This window comes from Methylobacterium sp. AC690, from assembly GCF_979256535.1.
Genome location: NZ_CEEDOX010000019.1, coordinates 69,642 through 86,600, shown reverse-complemented (window position 1 = coordinate 86,600; position 16,959 = coordinate 69,642). Strand labels below are relative to the sequence as shown.

The window sequence follows — 16,959 nt, the reverse complement described above, 5'->3', positions numbered from 1 at the left end:
CCGATGCGGCCGTGCGCAGGGAGCCCAGCGGAGGCGGACGCCGACACGATGAATTTTGCAGGACAGCAGAAGCAGGTCGAGACGGCCGAGGCGCTCGCGCCCGAGGCGGCCCCGATCGACGCGACGGAGACCGAGGCGGCGCCGGTGAAATCCGGCATGCGCGGTCGCTATGCCTGGCTCGGCACCATTGCCAGCCTCGCCATCCTGGCGGGCTCGCTGTTCGTCCTGTGGAAGCTCGTCGAGACGGTCACCTGGGCCGAGATGCACGCGGCCTTCACGGGTGCTTCGGCGGAACAGCTCGGCTTCGCCTTCCTGTTCGTCGGCGTCAGCTACCTCTTTCTCACCTGCTACGACGCCCTGGCGCTGCGGCAGCTGAAGCTGAAGGTGCCGTACCGAACGACGGCCCTGGCCTCGTTCACGAGCTACGCCGTCAGCTTCACCCTGGGCTTTCCGCTCCTGACGGCGGGGACGATCCGCTACTGGATCTATTCGAGCAAGGGCCTGGGGGCGGCCAAGATCGCCGCCCTGACGGTCATCGCCGGCTTCACCTTCTGGCTCGGGATGGGCGTCGTCCTGGGCTTGAGCCTGATCGTCGAGGCCGGCCAGCTCGCCGCCCTCACCTTCACCAGCATCGCGCTGAACCAGGGGGTGGGCTTCGGCGCCCTCCTCGCCGTGGTGGCCTATCTGCTCTGGGTTTCCCTCAAGCGCCGGCACGTGCGGGTGAAGAGCTGGCGGCTCGAGCTGCCGGGCGCCTCGGTCTCCCTGAGCCAGATGGTGGTGGGCATCGGCGACGTCTGCGCGGCGGCCGCGACGCTCTACGTGCTCCTGCCGGCGGGCACGTCCATCGGCTTCACCACCTTCGTGGCGATCTACGTCCTGGCGGCCATGCTGGGCATCGCCTCGAACGCGCCGGGCGGCATCGGGGTGTTCGAGGCGACGATCCTCCTCGCCCTGTCGAGCCTGCCCCGCGACCAGGTGCTCGGATCGCTGCTGCTGTTCCGGGTCTGCTACTATCTCGTGCCCTTCGTCATCGCGCTGGCCATGTTGACCGTCTACGAGATCGTCAAGCGCACCCGGGCCGCCAGGGCCTGAGGCGCGGGGCTGAGCCGGGAGGGTCCGCATGGCACGGGGCGCGCGCCGATCGTCCTGGACCGCCGCCGCCATCGCGACGGTGGGGCTCGGGGTGTTCGCGGCCGGACGGGGGACCCTCGACGCGCCGATGATCGCGGCCTCCCTGGTCGTGCTCTGCCTCGGGGGCGTCATCGGCAGCCTCGGGCGGGCCCGCGTCGTGCGGATGCCCGAGAGCCCCGGAACCAGCCGCCATTCGGTGGCGGAGGCGCTCCTCGCCAACATTCCCGATCCCGTCATCCTGGTGGACCGGCGCGCGGTGGTGATCGAGGTCAATCCCGCCGCCCGGGCCCTGCTGCCGGCCCTGAAGCTGCGGCACCCGCTCTCCTTCGCCCTGCGCGCCCCCGACGTCCTCGACGGGATCGAGGAGGTCCTGCGCACCGGCGCCTCGCTCAAGACGCTCTACGCTACGCGCGTCCCCACCGAGCGCGCCTTCGAGGTTCAGATCGGCGCCCTGCCGATGCCGGACGGGGTCGTGGGAGGGGTCTTGGGAGGCCAGCCCAACGTGGTGCTGTTCCTGCGCGACCTCACCTCGGCCCGGCGCCTGGAGGCGATGCGGGTCGACTTCGTCGCCAATGCGAGCCACGAGCTGCGCACGCCGCTGGCCTCGCTCCTCGGCTTCATCGAGACCCTGCAGGGCCCGGCCCGCAACGACCCGCCGGCGCGCGAGCGCTTCCTCGGCATCATGAAGACCCAGGCGCAGCGGATGGCGCGCCTCGTCGACGACCTCCTGTCGCTGTCGCGGATCGAGCTGCGCGAGCATGTCCCGCCGACGCGCCCCGTCGACCTGACCCGGATCGCCCGGCAGATGGTGGATACGCAGGGGCCGCTGGCCCGCGACCGCGGCGTGATGCTGAGCGCCGCCGTCGAGGGCGCCTTCCCCATCCTGGGCGAGCGTGACGAGCTGCTGCGGGTGGTCGAGAACTTGATCGAGAACGCGGTGAAGTACGGCGGCAGCGGGGGGCGCGTCGAGGTCGCGCTCCGGCGCCAGACCGATGCCGCCAGCGGGCGGACGAGCGTCGAGCTTGCCGTGCGCGACTACGGGCCGGGGATCGCCGCCGAGCATATCCCGCGCCTGACCGAACGGTTCTACCGGGTCGACGTCGCCTCGAGCCGCGACCAGGGCGGGACCGGCCTCGGCCTCGCCATCGTCAAGCACATCGTCAACCGGCACCGGGGCCGCCTGCTGATCGAGAGCGTGCCCGACGAGGGCACCACCGTGCGGGCGATCTTCCCGGCATACGAGGCTGCCGAGGCCCCGGACGTCCTGGCCGAGCCGGCGTAAGGCCGTCCGTCTGGCAGGATGGCGGCCTGAGACCGGCAGCCTAGCGGAACGGCGGCTCGTCGAAGCTGCGCAGCTTGCGCGAATGCAGGCCGTGGCGCTCGGCCCGCAGGTTGTCGAGGGCGGCGAGCCCGATCAGCAGGTGCTCGGCCACCGCGCGCTCGTAGAAGGCGTTGGCGGCACCCGGCAGCTTGATCTCGCCGTGGAGCGGCTTGTCGGAGACGCAGAGCAGGGTGCCATAGGGAACCCGGAGGCGATAGCCCTGGGCCGCGATAGTGCCGCTCTCCATGTCGACCCCGATGGCGCGGGAGAGGTTGATGCGCCGCCGCTCCTGGCTGAAGCGGAGCTCCCAGTTGCGGTCGTCGTAGGTCACGACCGTCCCGGTCCGGAGCCGGCGCTTCAGGGCCTCGCTCTTCTCGCCGGTGACGTGGGCGGCCGCGGCCTGCAGGGCGAGCTGCACCTCGGCCAGCGCCGGCACCGGCACGTCGGGCGGCACCAGCTCGTCGAGGATGCGGTCGCGGCGCAGGTAGCCGTGGGCGAGGACGTAGTCGCCGATGGTCTGCGACTGGCGCAGGCCGCCGCAATGCCCGACCATCAGCCAGCAATGCGGGCGCAGCACCGCGAGATGGTCGGTGATGGTCTTCGCGTTGGACGGGCCGACGCCGATATTCACCAGGGTGGTGCCCTGCTGGCTGCCGTCGGGGCCCCGCGCCACGAGGTGGTAGGCCGGCATCTGGTACTTGTGCCAGGGCGAGGCGGCGATCAGCGCCGCCGGATCGACGCTGGCGGCCTCCGCCCGCGAGACGCTGACGCCGCCCGGCAGGATCAAGCGCTCGAACCCGTCGTCGCCGCGCGCGAGGCGCTCCAGGCCGTGACGGATGAAGCCGTCGACGTAGCGGTGGTAGTTGGTCAGCAGGATCCAGGGCTGCACGTCGCCCCAGTCACTGCCGGTGTAGTGCACCAGGCGCCGGAGCGAGTAGTCGGTCCGGATCGCGTCGAAGAGCGCCAGCGGGCGCGGCGCGTCCGGCAGGTCGTGCCAGAGCCCGTCCGCGATCTCGTCGCCCACCACCGAGAGCAGCGGCACCGGGAAGTAGGTGGCGAGGTCCCGCGGGGTGACGCCGCCGCGCCCGAGATCGGCTCCCGGCTCGATCACGTAGGGGTAGGGGATCTCCTGGGCGCTGAGGCCGACCTCGAGGGTGACGGCGTAGTCCCGCACCAGGGGCCGCAACTGCTCCAGCAGGTAGCCGCGAAAATGGTCCGGCTGGGTCACCGTGGTGGCGTAGGTGCCCGGTGCCTGCAGCTTGGCCGTGGCGCGGGAGACCTGCGGCATCGGCCCGGTCGGCTGGTAGGTGAGACGCAGCTCCGGATAGCGGAACTGCAGCCGCTCCGTCGCGTCCGGCGGCGGCCCGCCGTCGAGGTAGCGCGCGAGGGCCGAACGCAGCGCCTCGATCGCTCCCGCATGGAGGGACGCCAGGCGGTCCACCGCCGTCTCGGGATCGGAGACGGACTCCATCGGTCGCAACTCGTCGCGGATCACGGTGACTCCTGCCAGGCGCTCGGTCCCCAGGGTCTTACACCCGGCGAACCCGGGAGGCGAACGCGGGGCGGACCGGGGATTTTTCCCAACGCGATCGCGACCCGGGCGATTCCAAATTGCCCTTCGGTTCCGATACAACCATTTCGTTACGGCTCCGATTCCCTTAACATATGCGATGTATCCGCTTTGCCTCGAAGAGACGAAGATGGGATCCACGGACTGGCATAAGCGGCGACGACAGGGGGAACAGGGCGTCGATGCTCACAGTCATCGGTTGCTTCATTATCGAACACGATCCGTGGCTGCTGACGCTCGCGGCGATCATTTGCGCCCTGGCGTCGACGTCTACGATCGCGCTTCTGCACCACGCGAAGCAGACCCGGGTCGGCCGGCGCAGCGGATGGGTCGCGGTGGCGGCCGTCGCCGGTGGCTCGGGGATCTGGGCGACGCATTTCCTCGGCATGCTGGCCACCGATCCGGGCCTGATCCCGGCCTATGCGGTCGGGCTGACGGTGCTCTCGCTGGTGTTCGCCATCGTGGTGAGCGGGCTCGGCCTGGCGATTGCGGTGTTCTGGCGCGCCCGCAGCGCCGCCCTGGCCGGAGGGGCCGTCGTGGGCCTCGGCATCGCCGCGATGCATTACACCGGGATGGCCGCCTATCAGGTGGCCGGGCGCCTGGTCTGGAACCCGGCCCTGGTGGCGCTCTCGGTCGCGGTGGGCGTCGGGCTCGCGATGGCGGCCCTGTGGATCGGGCTGAGCAGCCGGCGGGCACGGGGCCGGGTCGTCGGGGCCGCCCTCCTGGCGGGCGCGATCGGCAGCCACCACACCCTCGGCATGATGGCCCTGTCGATGGTGCCGGACCCCTCGGTGATCGTCCCCGAGGAGACGGTCCCGGCGCTCTGGCTCGCCCTGCCGGTGGGGCTGGCGAGCCTGACGATCCTGATCATGGCCTGCACGACCCTGGTGCTCGACCTGCGCGACCGCCAGCGCGAGGTCTATCGCGGGCGCCTCCTCAGCCTCGCCAATGCGGCCGTCGAGGGCCTGGTGATCTGCCAGGACGGGGTCATCGTCAGCGCCAACGACAGCTTCGCGGATCTGGCCGGCGGCGAGGCGAAGGCCCTGGCCGGATTGCCCCTGGCGCAGTTCGTTCCCGACAGCGCGACCCGCACCAGCCTCGCCGACAACCTTAACGACGTGGTCGAGGGGACCCTGTACCGGCTCGACGGATCCGACCTCCCGGTCGAGCTCATCATGCGCCCGGTCGCCTACGGGCGGACGCCGCACGTCGCCCTGGCGGTGCGGGACCTCACGACGCGGCGGCGGGCCGAGCGCCAGATCCGCTTCCTGGTCGGGCACGATCTCCTCACCGGACTGCCCAATCGCCGGCATTTCCAGGACTGCCTGGATCGGGACATCCGGCAGGCGGGGAGCGGGCACCTGGCGCTCCTCCACATCAACCTCGACGGGTTCAAGGAGATCAACGACCTCTTCGGAAACCCGATCGGGGACGCCACGCTCGTGCGGGTCGCCCACCTCATCGGCGGCCTCCTCGACGAGACCCAGACGATGGCGCGGATCGGCGGCGACGAGTTCGCCGTGCTGACGCCCTGCACCCACGCGGTGGCGGCCGGCCGCCTCGCCGAGGCCATCCGGGCCACCCTCCAGGCCGCGGCCGAGGGGGCCCCCCAGGGCGAACCCGTGCCGGCCGCCACCATCGGCATCGCGGTGTTCCCGGACGACGCGCGCGACCGCAACGACCTCGTCAACGCCGCCGATACGGCGCTGCTCCTGGGCAAGGCCGAGGGCCGGGGAAACTACCGCTTCTTCGAGGCGTCGATGGGACAGGATGTCCGCGAGCGCCGCCTCCTCGAGAAGCAGCTGCGCCGCGCCCTGGCGGAGGACCAGCTGCGCCTGGTCTACCAGCCACAGATCGAAACCCGCTCCCGAGCCGTGATCGGCTTCGAGGTCCTGCTGCGCTGGCACCTGCCCGGGCGCGGGCTGGTCTCGCCGGCCGTCTTCATCCCCATCGCGGAGGAGAGCGGACTGATCCGGGAGATCGGCGCCTGGGTGCTGCGGGAGGCCTGCCGGGAAGCCGCGCGCTGGGAGGTGCCCCTGTCCGTCGCGGTCAACGTCTCGGGCATCCAGGTCCATGATTCCGGCTTCGCGCCGGCGGTCCGGGCGATCCTGGCCGAGACCGGCCTCGATCCGGGGCGCCTCGAACTCGAGATCACCGAGACGGCCCTGATCCGCGATCCCGACAGGGCCCTGACCAACCTGCGCCAGCTGAAGGCGCTGGGCCTGCGCCTCGCCATGGACGATTTCGGCACCGGCTACTCGTCCCTCTCGAACCTGCGGCTGTTCCCCTTCGACACCATCAAGATCGACGGCTCCTTCATCGCGGCCGTGGATTCGAACCCGCAGGCGGCCGCCATCGTGCGCTCGGTGCTCGGGCTCGGTGCCGGACTCGGCCTGCCGGTCATCGCCGAAGGGGTCGAGACCGCCGAGGAGCTCGGCTTCCTCGTCGCCGAGAAGTGCCACGCCGCGCAGGGCTACTTCATCGGCCGACCCGGCCCGATCAGCGGCTTCGAGCAGCAGACCCGCGGCGCGCGGCAACGGTCGCCGGTCGCAGCCTGACCGGTGCCGACCCGCTTGCTGCCGAGCGGGACTTGCTGCCGATCCGGACTTGCTGGCGATCGGGACTTGCTGGCGATCGGGACTTGCCCACGTTTCGGACATGCCCGAAACGAGAGGCCCGGCGGCTCGGCCCGCGCCGGAGGAGAGGCGCCGCGCATGAACGACGAGACCGGACATCGTCCCGGCGAGGTGGCGATCCCGCTGCCCGAAACCTTCGACGCCGGGCTCTACTTCATCGGCCGCGTCCGCACGCCCTGGGCGACGCGCGGCGCGTGCCCGAAGAACGGGCTGAAGACCGACGCGGTCTGCACGCTCGCCGTCGATGCGCCCTTTGCCGAGGCCCTCCAGAACGTCGAGGGCGCGAGCCACCTCATCGTCCTCTACTGGATGGACGAGGCCGCCCGGGACCTGGCGCTGCAGCGCCCCCGCCACGCCGAGGGCAGCCGGGGCACCTTCTCCCTGCGCTCGCCGGTGCGCCCCAATCCCATCGCCCTGTCGGTGGTCGAGCTCCTGGAACGGGACGGGGCGACCCTGCGGGTGCGCGGCCTCGATTGCCGCGACGGCACCCCGCTCCTCGACATCAAGCCCTACTTCGCGACGACGGATGCGCGCCCCGGCGCCACGGTGGAGCGGGCCGGGACGACGCCGCGCTGACGCGGCGCCCGGGCGTGGATCCGCGGATCAGCCCGCGGGTGTCGGCGCCTCGGCGCCGTGGACCCGCCCGTCCGCGCCGTGGATCTTGCGCGGGGCGCCCTTCGGCGGCGCCTTGATCCGGTACCAGCCGACATAGAGGGCGGGCAGGAAGAACAGCGTCAGGAAGGTCGCCGCCAGGATACCGCCGATCATGGCGTAGGCCATCGGTCCCCAGAACACCTCGCGGGCGATGGGGATGAGGCCGAGGCTGGCGGCGGCCGCCGTGAGGAGGATCGGGCGCATGCGGTGGCAGGTGGCGTCCACCACCGCATCCCACGGGGGAAGCCCGTCGCGCTCGTACTCGTCGATCTGGGTGACCAGGATCACCGAGTTGCGCACGATGATGCCGATCAGGGCCAGGACGCCCAGGATCGCCACGAAGCCCATCGGCTTGTTGAAGGTCAGCAGCGCGAGCGCGACGCCGATCAGCCCGAGGGGCGCCACGCTGGCCACCAGGAAGAGCTTCTGGAAGCTCTGGAGCTGGATCATCAGGAACATCGCCATGGTGAGGAGCATCACCGGCGCCACGGCCGCGATCGGGCCCTGGCCCTTGGCGCTCTCCTCCACGGCGCCGCCCACCGCCAGCACGTAGCCGTCCGGCAGGCTCGTCCGGAACGCGGTGATCTGCGGGTCGAGCTGGCTCACCACCGTGGCCGGCTGGGTGTCGTCCGAGATCGAGGCCCGCACCGTGATGGTCGGCAGGCGGTCGCGGCGCCAGACGATGGGCTGCTCCAGCTCGTACCCGATGGTTGCGAAGGCCAGGAGCGGCACCACGCTGCCGTTGGCCAGCGGCACCTGCAGGCTCTGCAGGGTGTCGAGAGAATTGCGCTCCACCGCCTGCGCGCGGGCGACCACGTTGACGAGATAGATCGAGTCCCGGACCTGAGTGATCGACCGGCCGCCGACGATGCCGTTGAGGAGCCCGGCGATGTCCTCCGAGGTGACGCCGAGCTGGCGCGCCTTGTCCTGGATGATGTCGACCTTGAGCACCTTGCCGGGCTCGTTCCAGTCGAAGGTCGGCACGTCGAGATGCGGGTTGGCGCCGACGATGTTGCCGAGGGTGAGCGCGTAGGCCCGCAGGGTCTGCAGGTCGGGGCCGCTGAGACGGTACTGCACCGGCCGCCCGACCGGGGGGCCGAGGTCGAGGGAGTGGATGAGGAAGTCGGTGCCGACGAACTTCTCGCGCGCGAGCGTGTCGAGCTTCAGCTTCATGCGCTCGCGCGCCTCGATCGACTTCGTCTCGATGACGATCTGGCCGAAGAAGGCGTTGCCGAGCTGCTGGTCGAGGGGCAGGTAGAAGCGCACCGCGCCCTGGCCGACATAGGACGACCAGCGCACGATCTCGGGGTCGCCCACCAGGGTCGCCTCGAAGCGGTCCATCTGGCCCTTGGTCTCGGCGATGCTGGCATTCTGCGGCAGCGTCATGTCGACGAGGAGCTCGGGCCGGTCGGAGGCCGGGAAGAACTGCTGCTGCACGAAGCCCATGCCGACGATCGAGGCGCCGAGCATGCCGACGCAGACGATCACGGTGGTCCAGCGCCAGCGCATGGCGCCGAGGAGCAGGCCGGTGAAGATCCGCATGGACCGGCTCGGGGCGTCGTGGTCCTTGTGCTTCATCTGCTTGGGCAGGAGCTTCACGCCGATGAGGGGCGCGAACAGGACCGCCACCACCCAGGAGACGAGGAGCGAGGCGGCGATGACGACGAAGAGCGAGTAGGTGTACTCGCCCGCCGACGAGCCGTTGAAGCCGATGGGCAGGAAGCCCGCCACGGTCACCAGGGTGCCGGTGAGCATCGGGAAGGCGGTGGAGGTATAGGCGAAGGTGGCGGCCTTCTTCAGGCTGTCGCCGACCTCCAGGCGCGCGACCATCATCTCCACCGTGATCATCGCGTCGTCGACGAGCAAGCCGAGCGCGATGATGAGGGCGCCGAGCGAGATGCGCTGGAGCGTGACGCCCATGATCTGCATGATCACGAACACGATGGCGAGCACCAGCGGGATCGACAGCGAGACCACGAGGCCGGCGCGCCAGCCGAGCGAGATGAAGCTCACCGCCAGCACGATCACCACGGCCTCGACGAGCGCCTTGGTGAAGCCGCCCACCGCCTCCTCGACGATCTTGGGCTGGTCCGAGACGAGGTGGATGCCGACGCCCACCGGCAGCTCGCCTTCCAGCTTGCGCATGCGCTCCTTCAGGTCGTGGCCGAAGGTGAGCAGGTTGCCCGAGGGCTGCATCGCGATGGCGAGGCCGATGGCCGGCTGGCCGTTGAATCGGAACAGGTCGGTCGGCGGGTCGGTGAAGCCGCGGGAGATCTCGGCGACGTCGGAGAGGCGGAAGAAGCGGTCGTTCACCCGCAGGTTCACGGCGCGCAGGCTCTCCTCGTTGACGAACTGGCCGCCGACCCGGACGGAGACCCGCTCGGGGCCCGCCTGAATCACGCCCGAGGGCGCGATGGCGTTCTGCGACTGCAGGGTGCGGATCACCGAGTTGGTGTCGAGGCCGAGACCCGCGAGCTTGCGGGTCGAGAAGTCGAGGTAGATGACCTCGTCCTGCGCCCCGAGGAGCTGCATCTTGCCGGCGCTCGGCACCTTCTTCACCTCGGCGCGCACGCGCTCGACGTAGTCGCGCAGCTGCCGCGGGGTCACGCCGTCGGCCGTGAAGGCGTAGACGTTGCCGAACACGTCACCGAACTCGTCGTTGAAGAACGGACCCTGGATGCCCTGCGGGAAGGTGCCCTGGATGTCGCCGATGCGCTTGCGGACCTGGTAGAAGATCGCCGGAATGGTTTTCGGCGGCGTCGTCTCGCGCAGCTGCACGAACACCGTGGCCTGGCCCGGCGTGGTGTAGCTGCGGCTGAAATCGACGGCATCGATCTGCTGCACCTCCTTCTCGATCCGCTCGGTGACTTGATCGAGGGTGTCGCTGATGGTGGCGCCCGGCCAGCGCGCCTGCACGATCATGGTCTTGATCGCGAAGGGCGGGTCTTCCTCGCGGCCGAGGCGCTCGTAGGCCAGGAACCCGGCCACCACCGAGATCAGCATCAGGAACCAGACGAAGGAGCGATGCTCCAAGGCCCATTCGGAGAGATTGAAGGTCTTCACGGGTTTGCTCTCGCCTCACCGGGGTGGCGGCTGATGATGGATGGCGGCGGCGCCGAGGATCAGGGCGCCTGGTCGGGCAGGCGCACGGCCTGTCCCTCCTGGAGCGAGTGGACCCCGGCCAGGACCACCCGGTCTCCGGCGTTCAGGCCCGTGCCGATGCTGATGCGCTCCCGGTCGCGGCGGGTCACGGTGACGGGCCGCTTGCGCACGCTCTTCCCGTCCGGCGCGACGATCCAGACTGCATCGCGGCCGTCCTCCGTCAGCACCGCGGTGGCGGGCAGGTCCACGTGGGGGGCCTCGGCCCGCGCCAGGGTGACGGTGAGGGTCGAGCCGAGGCGGAAGGCCTCGGAGGGCTTGATCAGGGTCATGCGGATGCGCCGGGTCCGCGTGGTCTGGTCGGCGAAGGGCGCGATCTCGCGCACCCGCGCCGTCGCCGTCACGTCCGGCGCGCTCTGGAGCGCCACGGTGAACTCGGCGTCCGTGGGCATCGTCCCGACGAGCTCCTCCGGAATGTCCACCACGGCCTCGCGCTCCTCGGGGCGGGCCAGGGTCGCCACCGCCTGTCCGGCGCTGAGGACCTGTCCGACCTCGGCGCTGCGCACCGTGACGACGCCGTCGAAATCCGCGTGCAGCTCGGTATAGCCCATCTGGTCGCGCGCCCGCTGCAGGTTCGCCTCCGCCTGGGAGACGCGGGCCTGGGCCGTGTCCCGGCTCGCCACGGCGGTGTCGAGCTGCGCCTGGGTGACGTTGCCGCCGGCCAGCAGGCGCCGGCGCCGCGCTTCCGTGGCGCTGGCGTTCTCGGCCTGCGCCCTGGCGTCGGCGAGGTCCGCCTCGGCACGGGTCAGGGCGAAGCGCGTCACCACGGGATCGAGGGCCGCGATGCGCTGGCCCTTGTGGACGATGTCGCCGACCGTGACGTCGCGGGCGATCATCCGGCCGGCGATCTGGAAGCCGATCTCCGACTGGTAGCGCGGGGCCACGACCCCGGCGAAGGGGCCGAAGACCTGGGCCGCGACCGGCTTCACGACCCGGTACAGCACCGGCCGCACCGGCGGCGGCGGCGCCGTCTCCTCGGCGGCCTGGCAGGCCCCGAGGGGAAGGGCGAGCGCCAGGGCGCGCAGGGTCGGGCGGAGCAGGGCTGGAGAGAGCAGGGATGGGCGGATCATCGCGCCGCCTCCAGGGTCTGCGCGACGGCGACGGTCTGGCCCGGGCGCAGGAGCTGGATTCCCGCGATGACGACCTCCTCGCCGGGCTCGACCCCGCCCTTCAGCGCGATGGTGTTGGGCCCGTAGCGCTCGATCACGACGCGGCGGGGCGCGACGGTGCTGTTGCGGGGATCGCGGACCCAGACCGCCGGGCTGTTCTCCCAGCGGTAGAGGGCCGACCAGGGCAGCACGATTGCCTGGCGCGGCCGGAACTTGCCGGTGCCGATCACGACGGCGCCGAGCGTCATGGCCTTGGGCGTCTCGTCGAGCCCGACCTTGACCCGGACCGTGCCGGAGGCCGCATCGACGCTGGGCGAGATCTCGCGCACCCGGCCGACCGCCTTGACCCGCGGGTCGGCCTGCAGCGTCACCTCCACGGTCTTGCTCTCGGGGGGCGCGGCCAGCACCGCCTCGAAGATGTTGAAGACCGCGTCGCGGGGGCCGTCCTGGGCCATCGCCAGGACGGTCTGGCCGGTCTGCACCACCTGGCCGACCTCGAAGGTCCGGCTCAGGACCATGCCGTCCACGCCGGCCTTCAGGTCCGTGTAGGAGTACTGCTCCTCGGCGCTGCCGAGGGCGGCCTTGGCGGAATCCACCGAGGCCTGCGTGGTGCGCAGCTGCTGCTCGGCATCGTCGTAGCTCGGGCGGGTGGTGTAGCCGCTGGCGAGGAGCTGCTCCTGGCGCTTGAAGTTCAGCTTGGCCTGGGTCAGGAGCGCCTCCGCGGAGGTGAGCGCGGCCTGGGCGTTGTTGAGGTTGGCGCGCTGCTCCTGAGGATCGAGCTTGGCCAGCACCTGATCGGCGGTGACGTGGTCGCCGACCTCCACCAGCCGCTGCGCGATCTTGCCGTTGGTTCGGAAGGCCACGTTGACCTGGGACTGGGCCTGGATATCCCCGGTGAAGATCAGGTCGGAGGCGATCGTGGTGGCGCGCGCCACCGCCGTGCGCACGACGGCCACGGCGGGACTCGCCGGCTTGGCCGTCCCCTTCTCCGTCTCCGCGGCCGCCTCGGCGCCCCGGGCCGGCAGCAGCGTGGCGGCACAGGCCGCGAGCACGAGGGCCACGCCCCCGCACCTGCGCGGCCACACGGTCAGCCTACCCACCATCGCGTCCTCGAACTCGAAAGGCCCCACTCCGGCGTCACCCATATCGGCTCCGTTACCGACCGTCCAGACGGTTTCTTTTTTCGGCGAACCATCTTCCCGGCGCCGTCGTTCCCCGGTATCCCGTTGACGTTTCCGATCGTCTCGCCGGCCCTGGCAACGGATCTCCCGCCCTCGAAACCGCCGGTGAACCGGCCGGATTGTCGATGATGAAGGCGCGCACCCGCCGCGAAGACAGACCGGTGGTCATCCTGGATGCCGCCGAACGCCTGATCCGGCGCATGGGCACCCGAACGCTCACCATCGATGCGGTGGCGGCCGAGGCCTCGCTCAGCAAGGGCGGCGTGCTGCATCACTACGCCTCGAAGGACGCGCTGATCTCGGCGCTGGCCGAGCGCAAGCTGCGGGAGATCCGCGAGAGCGTGGCGGCCCACGAGGCGGAGCAGGGTCCGGGCCCGGCCGCCCTCCCCCTCGCCCTGATCGCGCATGCGCGTCAGGTCTATGCCGACGAGGACGGGTTTCCCCGCGCGCTCCTGCTGGCCTCGGCGGAAAATCCCGAGGCCTTCGCGGGCTTCAACGCCTTCCTGAAGCAGCGCCTCGCCCAGATGGAGGACGTGGCCTGCTGCCCGGGCGCCGGAGCGATGCTGACCTTCGCCACCCTGGGGCTGCTGCTCACCCGGACCCTGGGCTTCCACTGCCTCGAGGGCGCGGAGCTGGAAAAGCTGTTCGACGCCATGGAGAACACGGCCCAGAGCCTGCCGAAGCCGGTTCGGGCCTGAGGTCGCAAGCGACCCGCGCGTCCGCTTTCGGACACTGATGAGCGAAAGCCGACACAGGCCACCGCCGCGTATTGATGCAGACGAGTTTCGCCGCGGCGCCCTGGGCACGCTGTGATTTCCAAGATGGTCAACGAAAATTCACCGACCGGCTTCCCGGCCGATACTTTCCAGCCCCCGCTCAACCCTCGCGGGTCCCGGCCGGGCAAAAGTCTGGCCGGCAGGATCTAGTTGGGATTCCCGGGATCTGTTCTGTTCGGCGATGGAGGATCGCTGTACGACCCGGCGCGGCAGCGCTATGTCTTGCGGATGCCATCCGGAACGACCCCGTCGCATGCCCGAACTTCCGAGAGGCCGGCTTCCGAGGCTAGGCTGCGTCGGCTCGCGGTGCGGACGATCGCCACGCCGGAGCCTCGCGAGCCGGGCGCCGGAGGGCCGATCTCGGACCGAAGCGCGCGCTCCCGGATGCGCGCCGCGTGACTTTCTCCCTGGGGTTCCTCGACGCGGGCAGCGCCACCGGCGCCGAGATCCGTGCCCACGACTGGTCGGGAACGACGCTCGGTCCGCCGGAGCGCTGGCCGCCGGCCCTTCGCAACACCCTGGCGCTGATGCTGGCCTGCCCCCAGCCGATGTTCCTGGCCTGGGGTCCCGAGCTGCTCTGCTTCTACAACGATGCCTATCGGCCGATCCTCGGCTACCGGCTGCCGCAGGCCCTCGGCCGCCCGTTCCGCGAGGTCTGGGACAGCATCTGGGAGGATATCGGCCCCCTGGTCGACGCCACGCTCGCGGGCGAGACGCGCACCCTCACCGACATGAAGCTCGACCTGGCACGGACGGGCCGGGCCGAGGAGAGCTGGTGGTCCTTCACCTACTCGCCCGTCTACGACGACGCGGGCGCGATCAACGGATTGTTCTGCATCACCGCGGAAACCACGGACCGCGTGCGCGGCGAGGCGGCCCTGCGCGAGAGCGAGGACCATTACCGCCACGCGGTCGAGCTGAACCCGCAGGTTCCCTGGACCTGCGATGCCGCCGGCAACATCACCTCCTACGCGACGCGCTGGTTGACGCTGACGGGGCAGGCGCCCGGCGACCCCCTGGGCGACGGCTGGACCCGGGCGGTCCACCCCGAGGACCTGCCGCAGGCCCTGGCCGTGTTCGGCACCTGCCTCGCCTCGGGCGAGCCCGTGGACGTCGACTATCGCATCCGCCTGGCGACGGGGCAGTATCGCTGGATGCGCGCCCGGGCCTTTCCGCGCCGGGCCGAGGACGGCTCGATCCTGCGCTGGTACGGCGTGGTCGAGGACATCCACGACCGCAAGCAGGCCGAGATGCGGCTCCAGCGACAGGAGGAGCAGCTGCGGCTGGCCACCGAGGCGGCGGAGATCGGCACATGGGACCTCGACCCGATCGGCGACACGCTGATCTGGTCTGACCGGACCAAGGCGATGTTCGGCCTCGGGCCGGAGGCCGCGGTGACGATGGACGACTTCCATGCCGGGCTGCACCCGGAGGACCTGGCAGCCACCCGGGCCGCCTTCGCCTCGGCCCTCGATCCCGCCGTGCGGGCGACTTACGACGTGGAATACCGCACCATCGGCCGCAATGACGGCCTGATGCGCTGGGTCGCCGCCAAGGGCCGTGGCGTCTTCGACGGAAGCGGGCGCTGCGTCCGGGCCCTCGGGACCGCCATCGACATCACGGCGCGCAAGTCCGCCGAGGGTCACCTGCGCTTCCAGATCGCCCTCGCGGACCGCCTGCGGACGGCGGGCACGCCCCTGGAGCTCAAGATGATCGCCGCGGCCAGCCTCGGCGCCTATCTGGGCGTCGGGCGGGCGGGCTACGGGCACCTCCTGAATGGGGGCGAAGTGATCTCCGTCGAGCGCGACTGGTGCGACGGGCGCATGCGGTCGCTCGCCGGCGAGACCCGGGTGCTGGACGCCTTCGGCCCGACCCTGATCGCGGAGCTGCGCCGGGGCCGGACCCTCGTGGTGTCGGATTGCCGGACGGATCCGCGCACGGCGGAGGCCGCGTTCCAGGCCACCTGGGACAGCATCGGCACGCGGGCCCTGATCGTGGCGCCGATGATGCGGGGGCAGGAGGGCGGAAGCCTCTCCCTCGGTGGCCTGTTCTACGTGCATTCCGCCGAACCGCGGCACTGGACCGATGCGGAGGTGCGGCTGACCATGGAGGTCGCGGCGCGGACCTGGTCGGCCTACGCGCAGGCGGAGGCCGAGGCGGCCCTGCGCGAGCTGAACGCGACCCTCGAGGAGCGCGTGGCGGGACGGACGGCGGAGCTGGAGCAGACCCACGAGGCCCTGCGGCAGGCGCAGAAGATGGAAGCGGTCGGCCAGCTCACCGGCGGGGTCGCGCACGACTTCAACAACCTCCTCACCATCATCCGCTCCTCGGTCGACTTCCTGCGCCGGCCGGACCTGCCCGAGGCGCGCAAGAGCCGCTACCTCGACGCGGTCTCCGAGACCGTCGACCGGGCCGCCAAGCTGACCGGCCAGCTGCTCGCCTTCGCGCGGCGCCAGGCACTCAAGCCCGAGGTGTTCGAGGTCCGGGCGCGGCTGGTCGCCGTCGCCGAGCTCCTCGAGACGGTGACGGGCGCCTGCATCCAGGTCGTCACCGCCTTGCCCGACGAGACCTGTCACATCCGTGCGGATCTCAGCCAGTTCGAGACCGCGCTGATCAACATGGCCGTCAATGCCCGGGACGCGATGGCGGAGCGGGGCACCCTGACCATCCGGCTCGAATGCGGCGCGCCGCTGCCGCCCCTGCGCAATCACGGCGGCAGCGCGAGCCGGTTCGCCGCGATCTCCCTCACCGACACCGGCAGCGGGATCCCGCCGGAGCATCTCGACCGGATCTTCGAGCCGTTCTTCACCACCAAGGGCGTCGGCAAGGGCACCGGGCTCGGGCTGTCCCAGGTCTTCGGCTTCGCCAAGCAGTCCGGCGGCGACATCGCGGTGCGGAGCGCGGTCGGGGCCGGAACCACCTTCACGCTCTATCTGCCCGCGGTGGCGGCCGACCAGATTCCGGCCCCGGCCCCCGTGACCGCCGAGCACCCGGCCGTCTCGGGGGACGGCCTGCGCGTCCTCCTCGTCGAGGACAACCTGGAGGTCGGCCGCTTCGCGCGCCAGATCCTGGAGGATTTCGGTTACCTGCCGACCTGGCATACCGATGCCGAGAGCGCGCTGGCGGAAGTCGAGCGCGACACCACCCCCTTCGACATCGTGGTCTCGGACGTGGTCATGCCCGGCATGGGCGGTGTCGCCCTGGCGCAGGAACTGAAGCGGCGCCGTCCGAAGCTGCCGGTGCTGCTCGCCTCCGGCTACAGTCACATCCTGGCGCAGGAGGACGCCCACGGCTTCGAACTCCTGCACAAGCCCTATTCCGCCGAGCAGCTGGGCCGGACGATCAATCGGATCGTCGCCCGCCACGCGGTACCGTCGGACACCTGAGGTCGCCGGCGCCGCGCCGCGACGACCGAAGTCGTG

General features: G+C 71.0%; 10 protein-coding genes. 6 read left to right on the top strand and 4 right to left on the bottom strand.

Features of this window, described 5'->3' with window-relative positions; translation table 11 throughout:
* Positions 1-48 precede the first annotated feature (48 nt).
* Complete coding sequence (locus AC0IY1_RS20760; RefSeq protein ID WP_471772041.1) at positions 49-1,092, top strand: lysylphosphatidylglycerol synthase domain-containing protein; 1,044 nt, start codon at positions 49-51, stop codon at positions 1,090-1,092.
* Positions 1,093-1,120: 28 nt separating this feature from the next.
* Positions 1,121-2,413, top strand: coding sequence for an ATP-binding protein (locus tag AC0IY1_RS20755; protein WP_471772039.1), 1,293 nt, complete (start codon positions 1,121-1,123; stop codon positions 2,411-2,413).
* A 40-nt stretch (positions 2,414-2,453) separates the two neighbouring features.
* Here the strand turns inward: AC0IY1_RS20755 and AC0IY1_RS20750 are convergent, their stop codons facing one another.
* Positions 2,454-3,947 carry an AMP nucleosidase gene (locus tag AC0IY1_RS20750; protein ID WP_471772037.1) on the bottom strand — a complete coding sequence of 498 codons (1,494 nt, stop codon included), beginning with the start codon at positions 3,945-3,947 and terminating at the stop codon, positions 2,454-2,456.
* Between the two features lie 257 nt (positions 3,948-4,204).
* Between AC0IY1_RS20750 and AC0IY1_RS20745 the strand changes: the two genes are divergently transcribed.
* Positions 4,205-6,580, top strand: coding sequence for a bifunctional diguanylate cyclase/phosphodiesterase (locus AC0IY1_RS20745; RefSeq protein ID WP_471772035.1), 2,376 nt, complete (start codon positions 4,205-4,207; stop codon positions 6,578-6,580).
* Between the two features lie 156 nt (positions 6,581-6,736).
* Positions 6,737-7,234: a tRNA (N6-threonylcarbamoyladenosine(37)-N6)-methyltransferase TrmO gene (gene tsaA / locus AC0IY1_RS20740; RefSeq protein WP_471772033.1), complete on the top strand. Its 498-nt coding sequence runs from the start codon at positions 6,737-6,739 to the stop codon at positions 7,232-7,234.
* Between the two features lie 27 nt (positions 7,235-7,261).
* On the opposite strand, the gene AC0IY1_RS20735 is transcribed toward tsaA, so the two are convergent.
* Genes AC0IY1_RS20735 through AC0IY1_RS20725 form a run of 3 tightly spaced genes read right to left on the bottom strand, consistent with a single transcriptional unit; the run spans position 7,262 to position 12,641 of the window.
* Positions 7,262-10,375, bottom strand: coding sequence for an efflux RND transporter permease subunit (locus AC0IY1_RS20735; RefSeq protein WP_471772031.1), 3,114 nt, complete (start codon positions 10,373-10,375; stop codon positions 7,262-7,264).
* Between the two features lie 59 nt (positions 10,376-10,434).
* Positions 10,435-11,541 (bottom strand): efflux RND transporter periplasmic adaptor subunit, encoded by a 1,107-nt coding sequence (locus tag AC0IY1_RS20730; protein ID WP_471772028.1) that lies wholly within the window; start codon positions 11,539-11,541, stop codon positions 10,435-10,437.
* The gene (locus AC0IY1_RS20725; protein WP_244477187.1) at positions 11,538-12,641 is read right to left on the bottom strand and encodes an efflux RND transporter periplasmic adaptor subunit; all 1,104 of its coding nucleotides are present in this window, start codon (positions 12,639-12,641) and stop codon (positions 11,538-11,540) included. The genes AC0IY1_RS20730 and AC0IY1_RS20725 overlap by 4 nt, the downstream gene beginning before the upstream one ends.
* 245 nt (positions 12,642-12,886) lie before the next feature.
* Here AC0IY1_RS20725 and AC0IY1_RS20720 point away from each other — a divergent pair, with 245 nt between their 5' ends.
* Positions 12,887-13,459: a TetR/AcrR family transcriptional regulator gene (locus tag AC0IY1_RS20720; protein ID WP_055948107.1), complete on the top strand. Its 573-nt coding sequence runs from the start codon at positions 12,887-12,889 to the stop codon at positions 13,457-13,459.
* Between the two features lie 473 nt (positions 13,460-13,932).
* Positions 13,933-16,923: a PAS domain-containing protein gene (locus tag AC0IY1_RS20715; protein WP_471772025.1), complete on the top strand. Its 2,991-nt coding sequence runs from the start codon at positions 13,933-13,935 to the stop codon at positions 16,921-16,923.
* Positions 16,924-16,959 lie beyond the last annotated feature (36 nt).

What these genes read in the sequence shown, in the direction of transcription:
- AC0IY1_RS20760 (WP_471772041.1), top strand. Translation starts at nt 49, where the DNA reads ATGAATTTTGCAGGACAGCAGAAGCAGGTCGAGACGGCCGAGGCGCTC.
- AC0IY1_RS20730 (WP_471772028.1), bottom strand. Translation starts at nt 11,541, where the DNA reads ATGATCCGCCCATCCCTGCTCTCTCCAGCCCTGCTCCGCCCGACCCTG.
- AC0IY1_RS20720 (WP_055948107.1), top strand. Translation starts at nt 12,887, where the DNA reads ATGATGAAGGCGCGCACCCGCCGCGAAGACAGACCGGTGGTCATCCTG.
- AC0IY1_RS20755 (WP_471772039.1), top strand. Translation starts at nt 1,121, where the DNA reads ATGGCACGGGGCGCGCGCCGATCGTCCTGGACCGCCGCCGCCATCGCG.
- tsaA (WP_471772033.1), top strand. Translation starts at nt 6,737, where the DNA reads ATGAACGACGAGACCGGACATCGTCCCGGCGAGGTGGCGATCCCGCTG.
- AC0IY1_RS20745 (WP_471772035.1), top strand. Translation starts at nt 4,205, where the DNA reads ATGCTCACAGTCATCGGTTGCTTCATTATCGAACACGATCCGTGGCTG.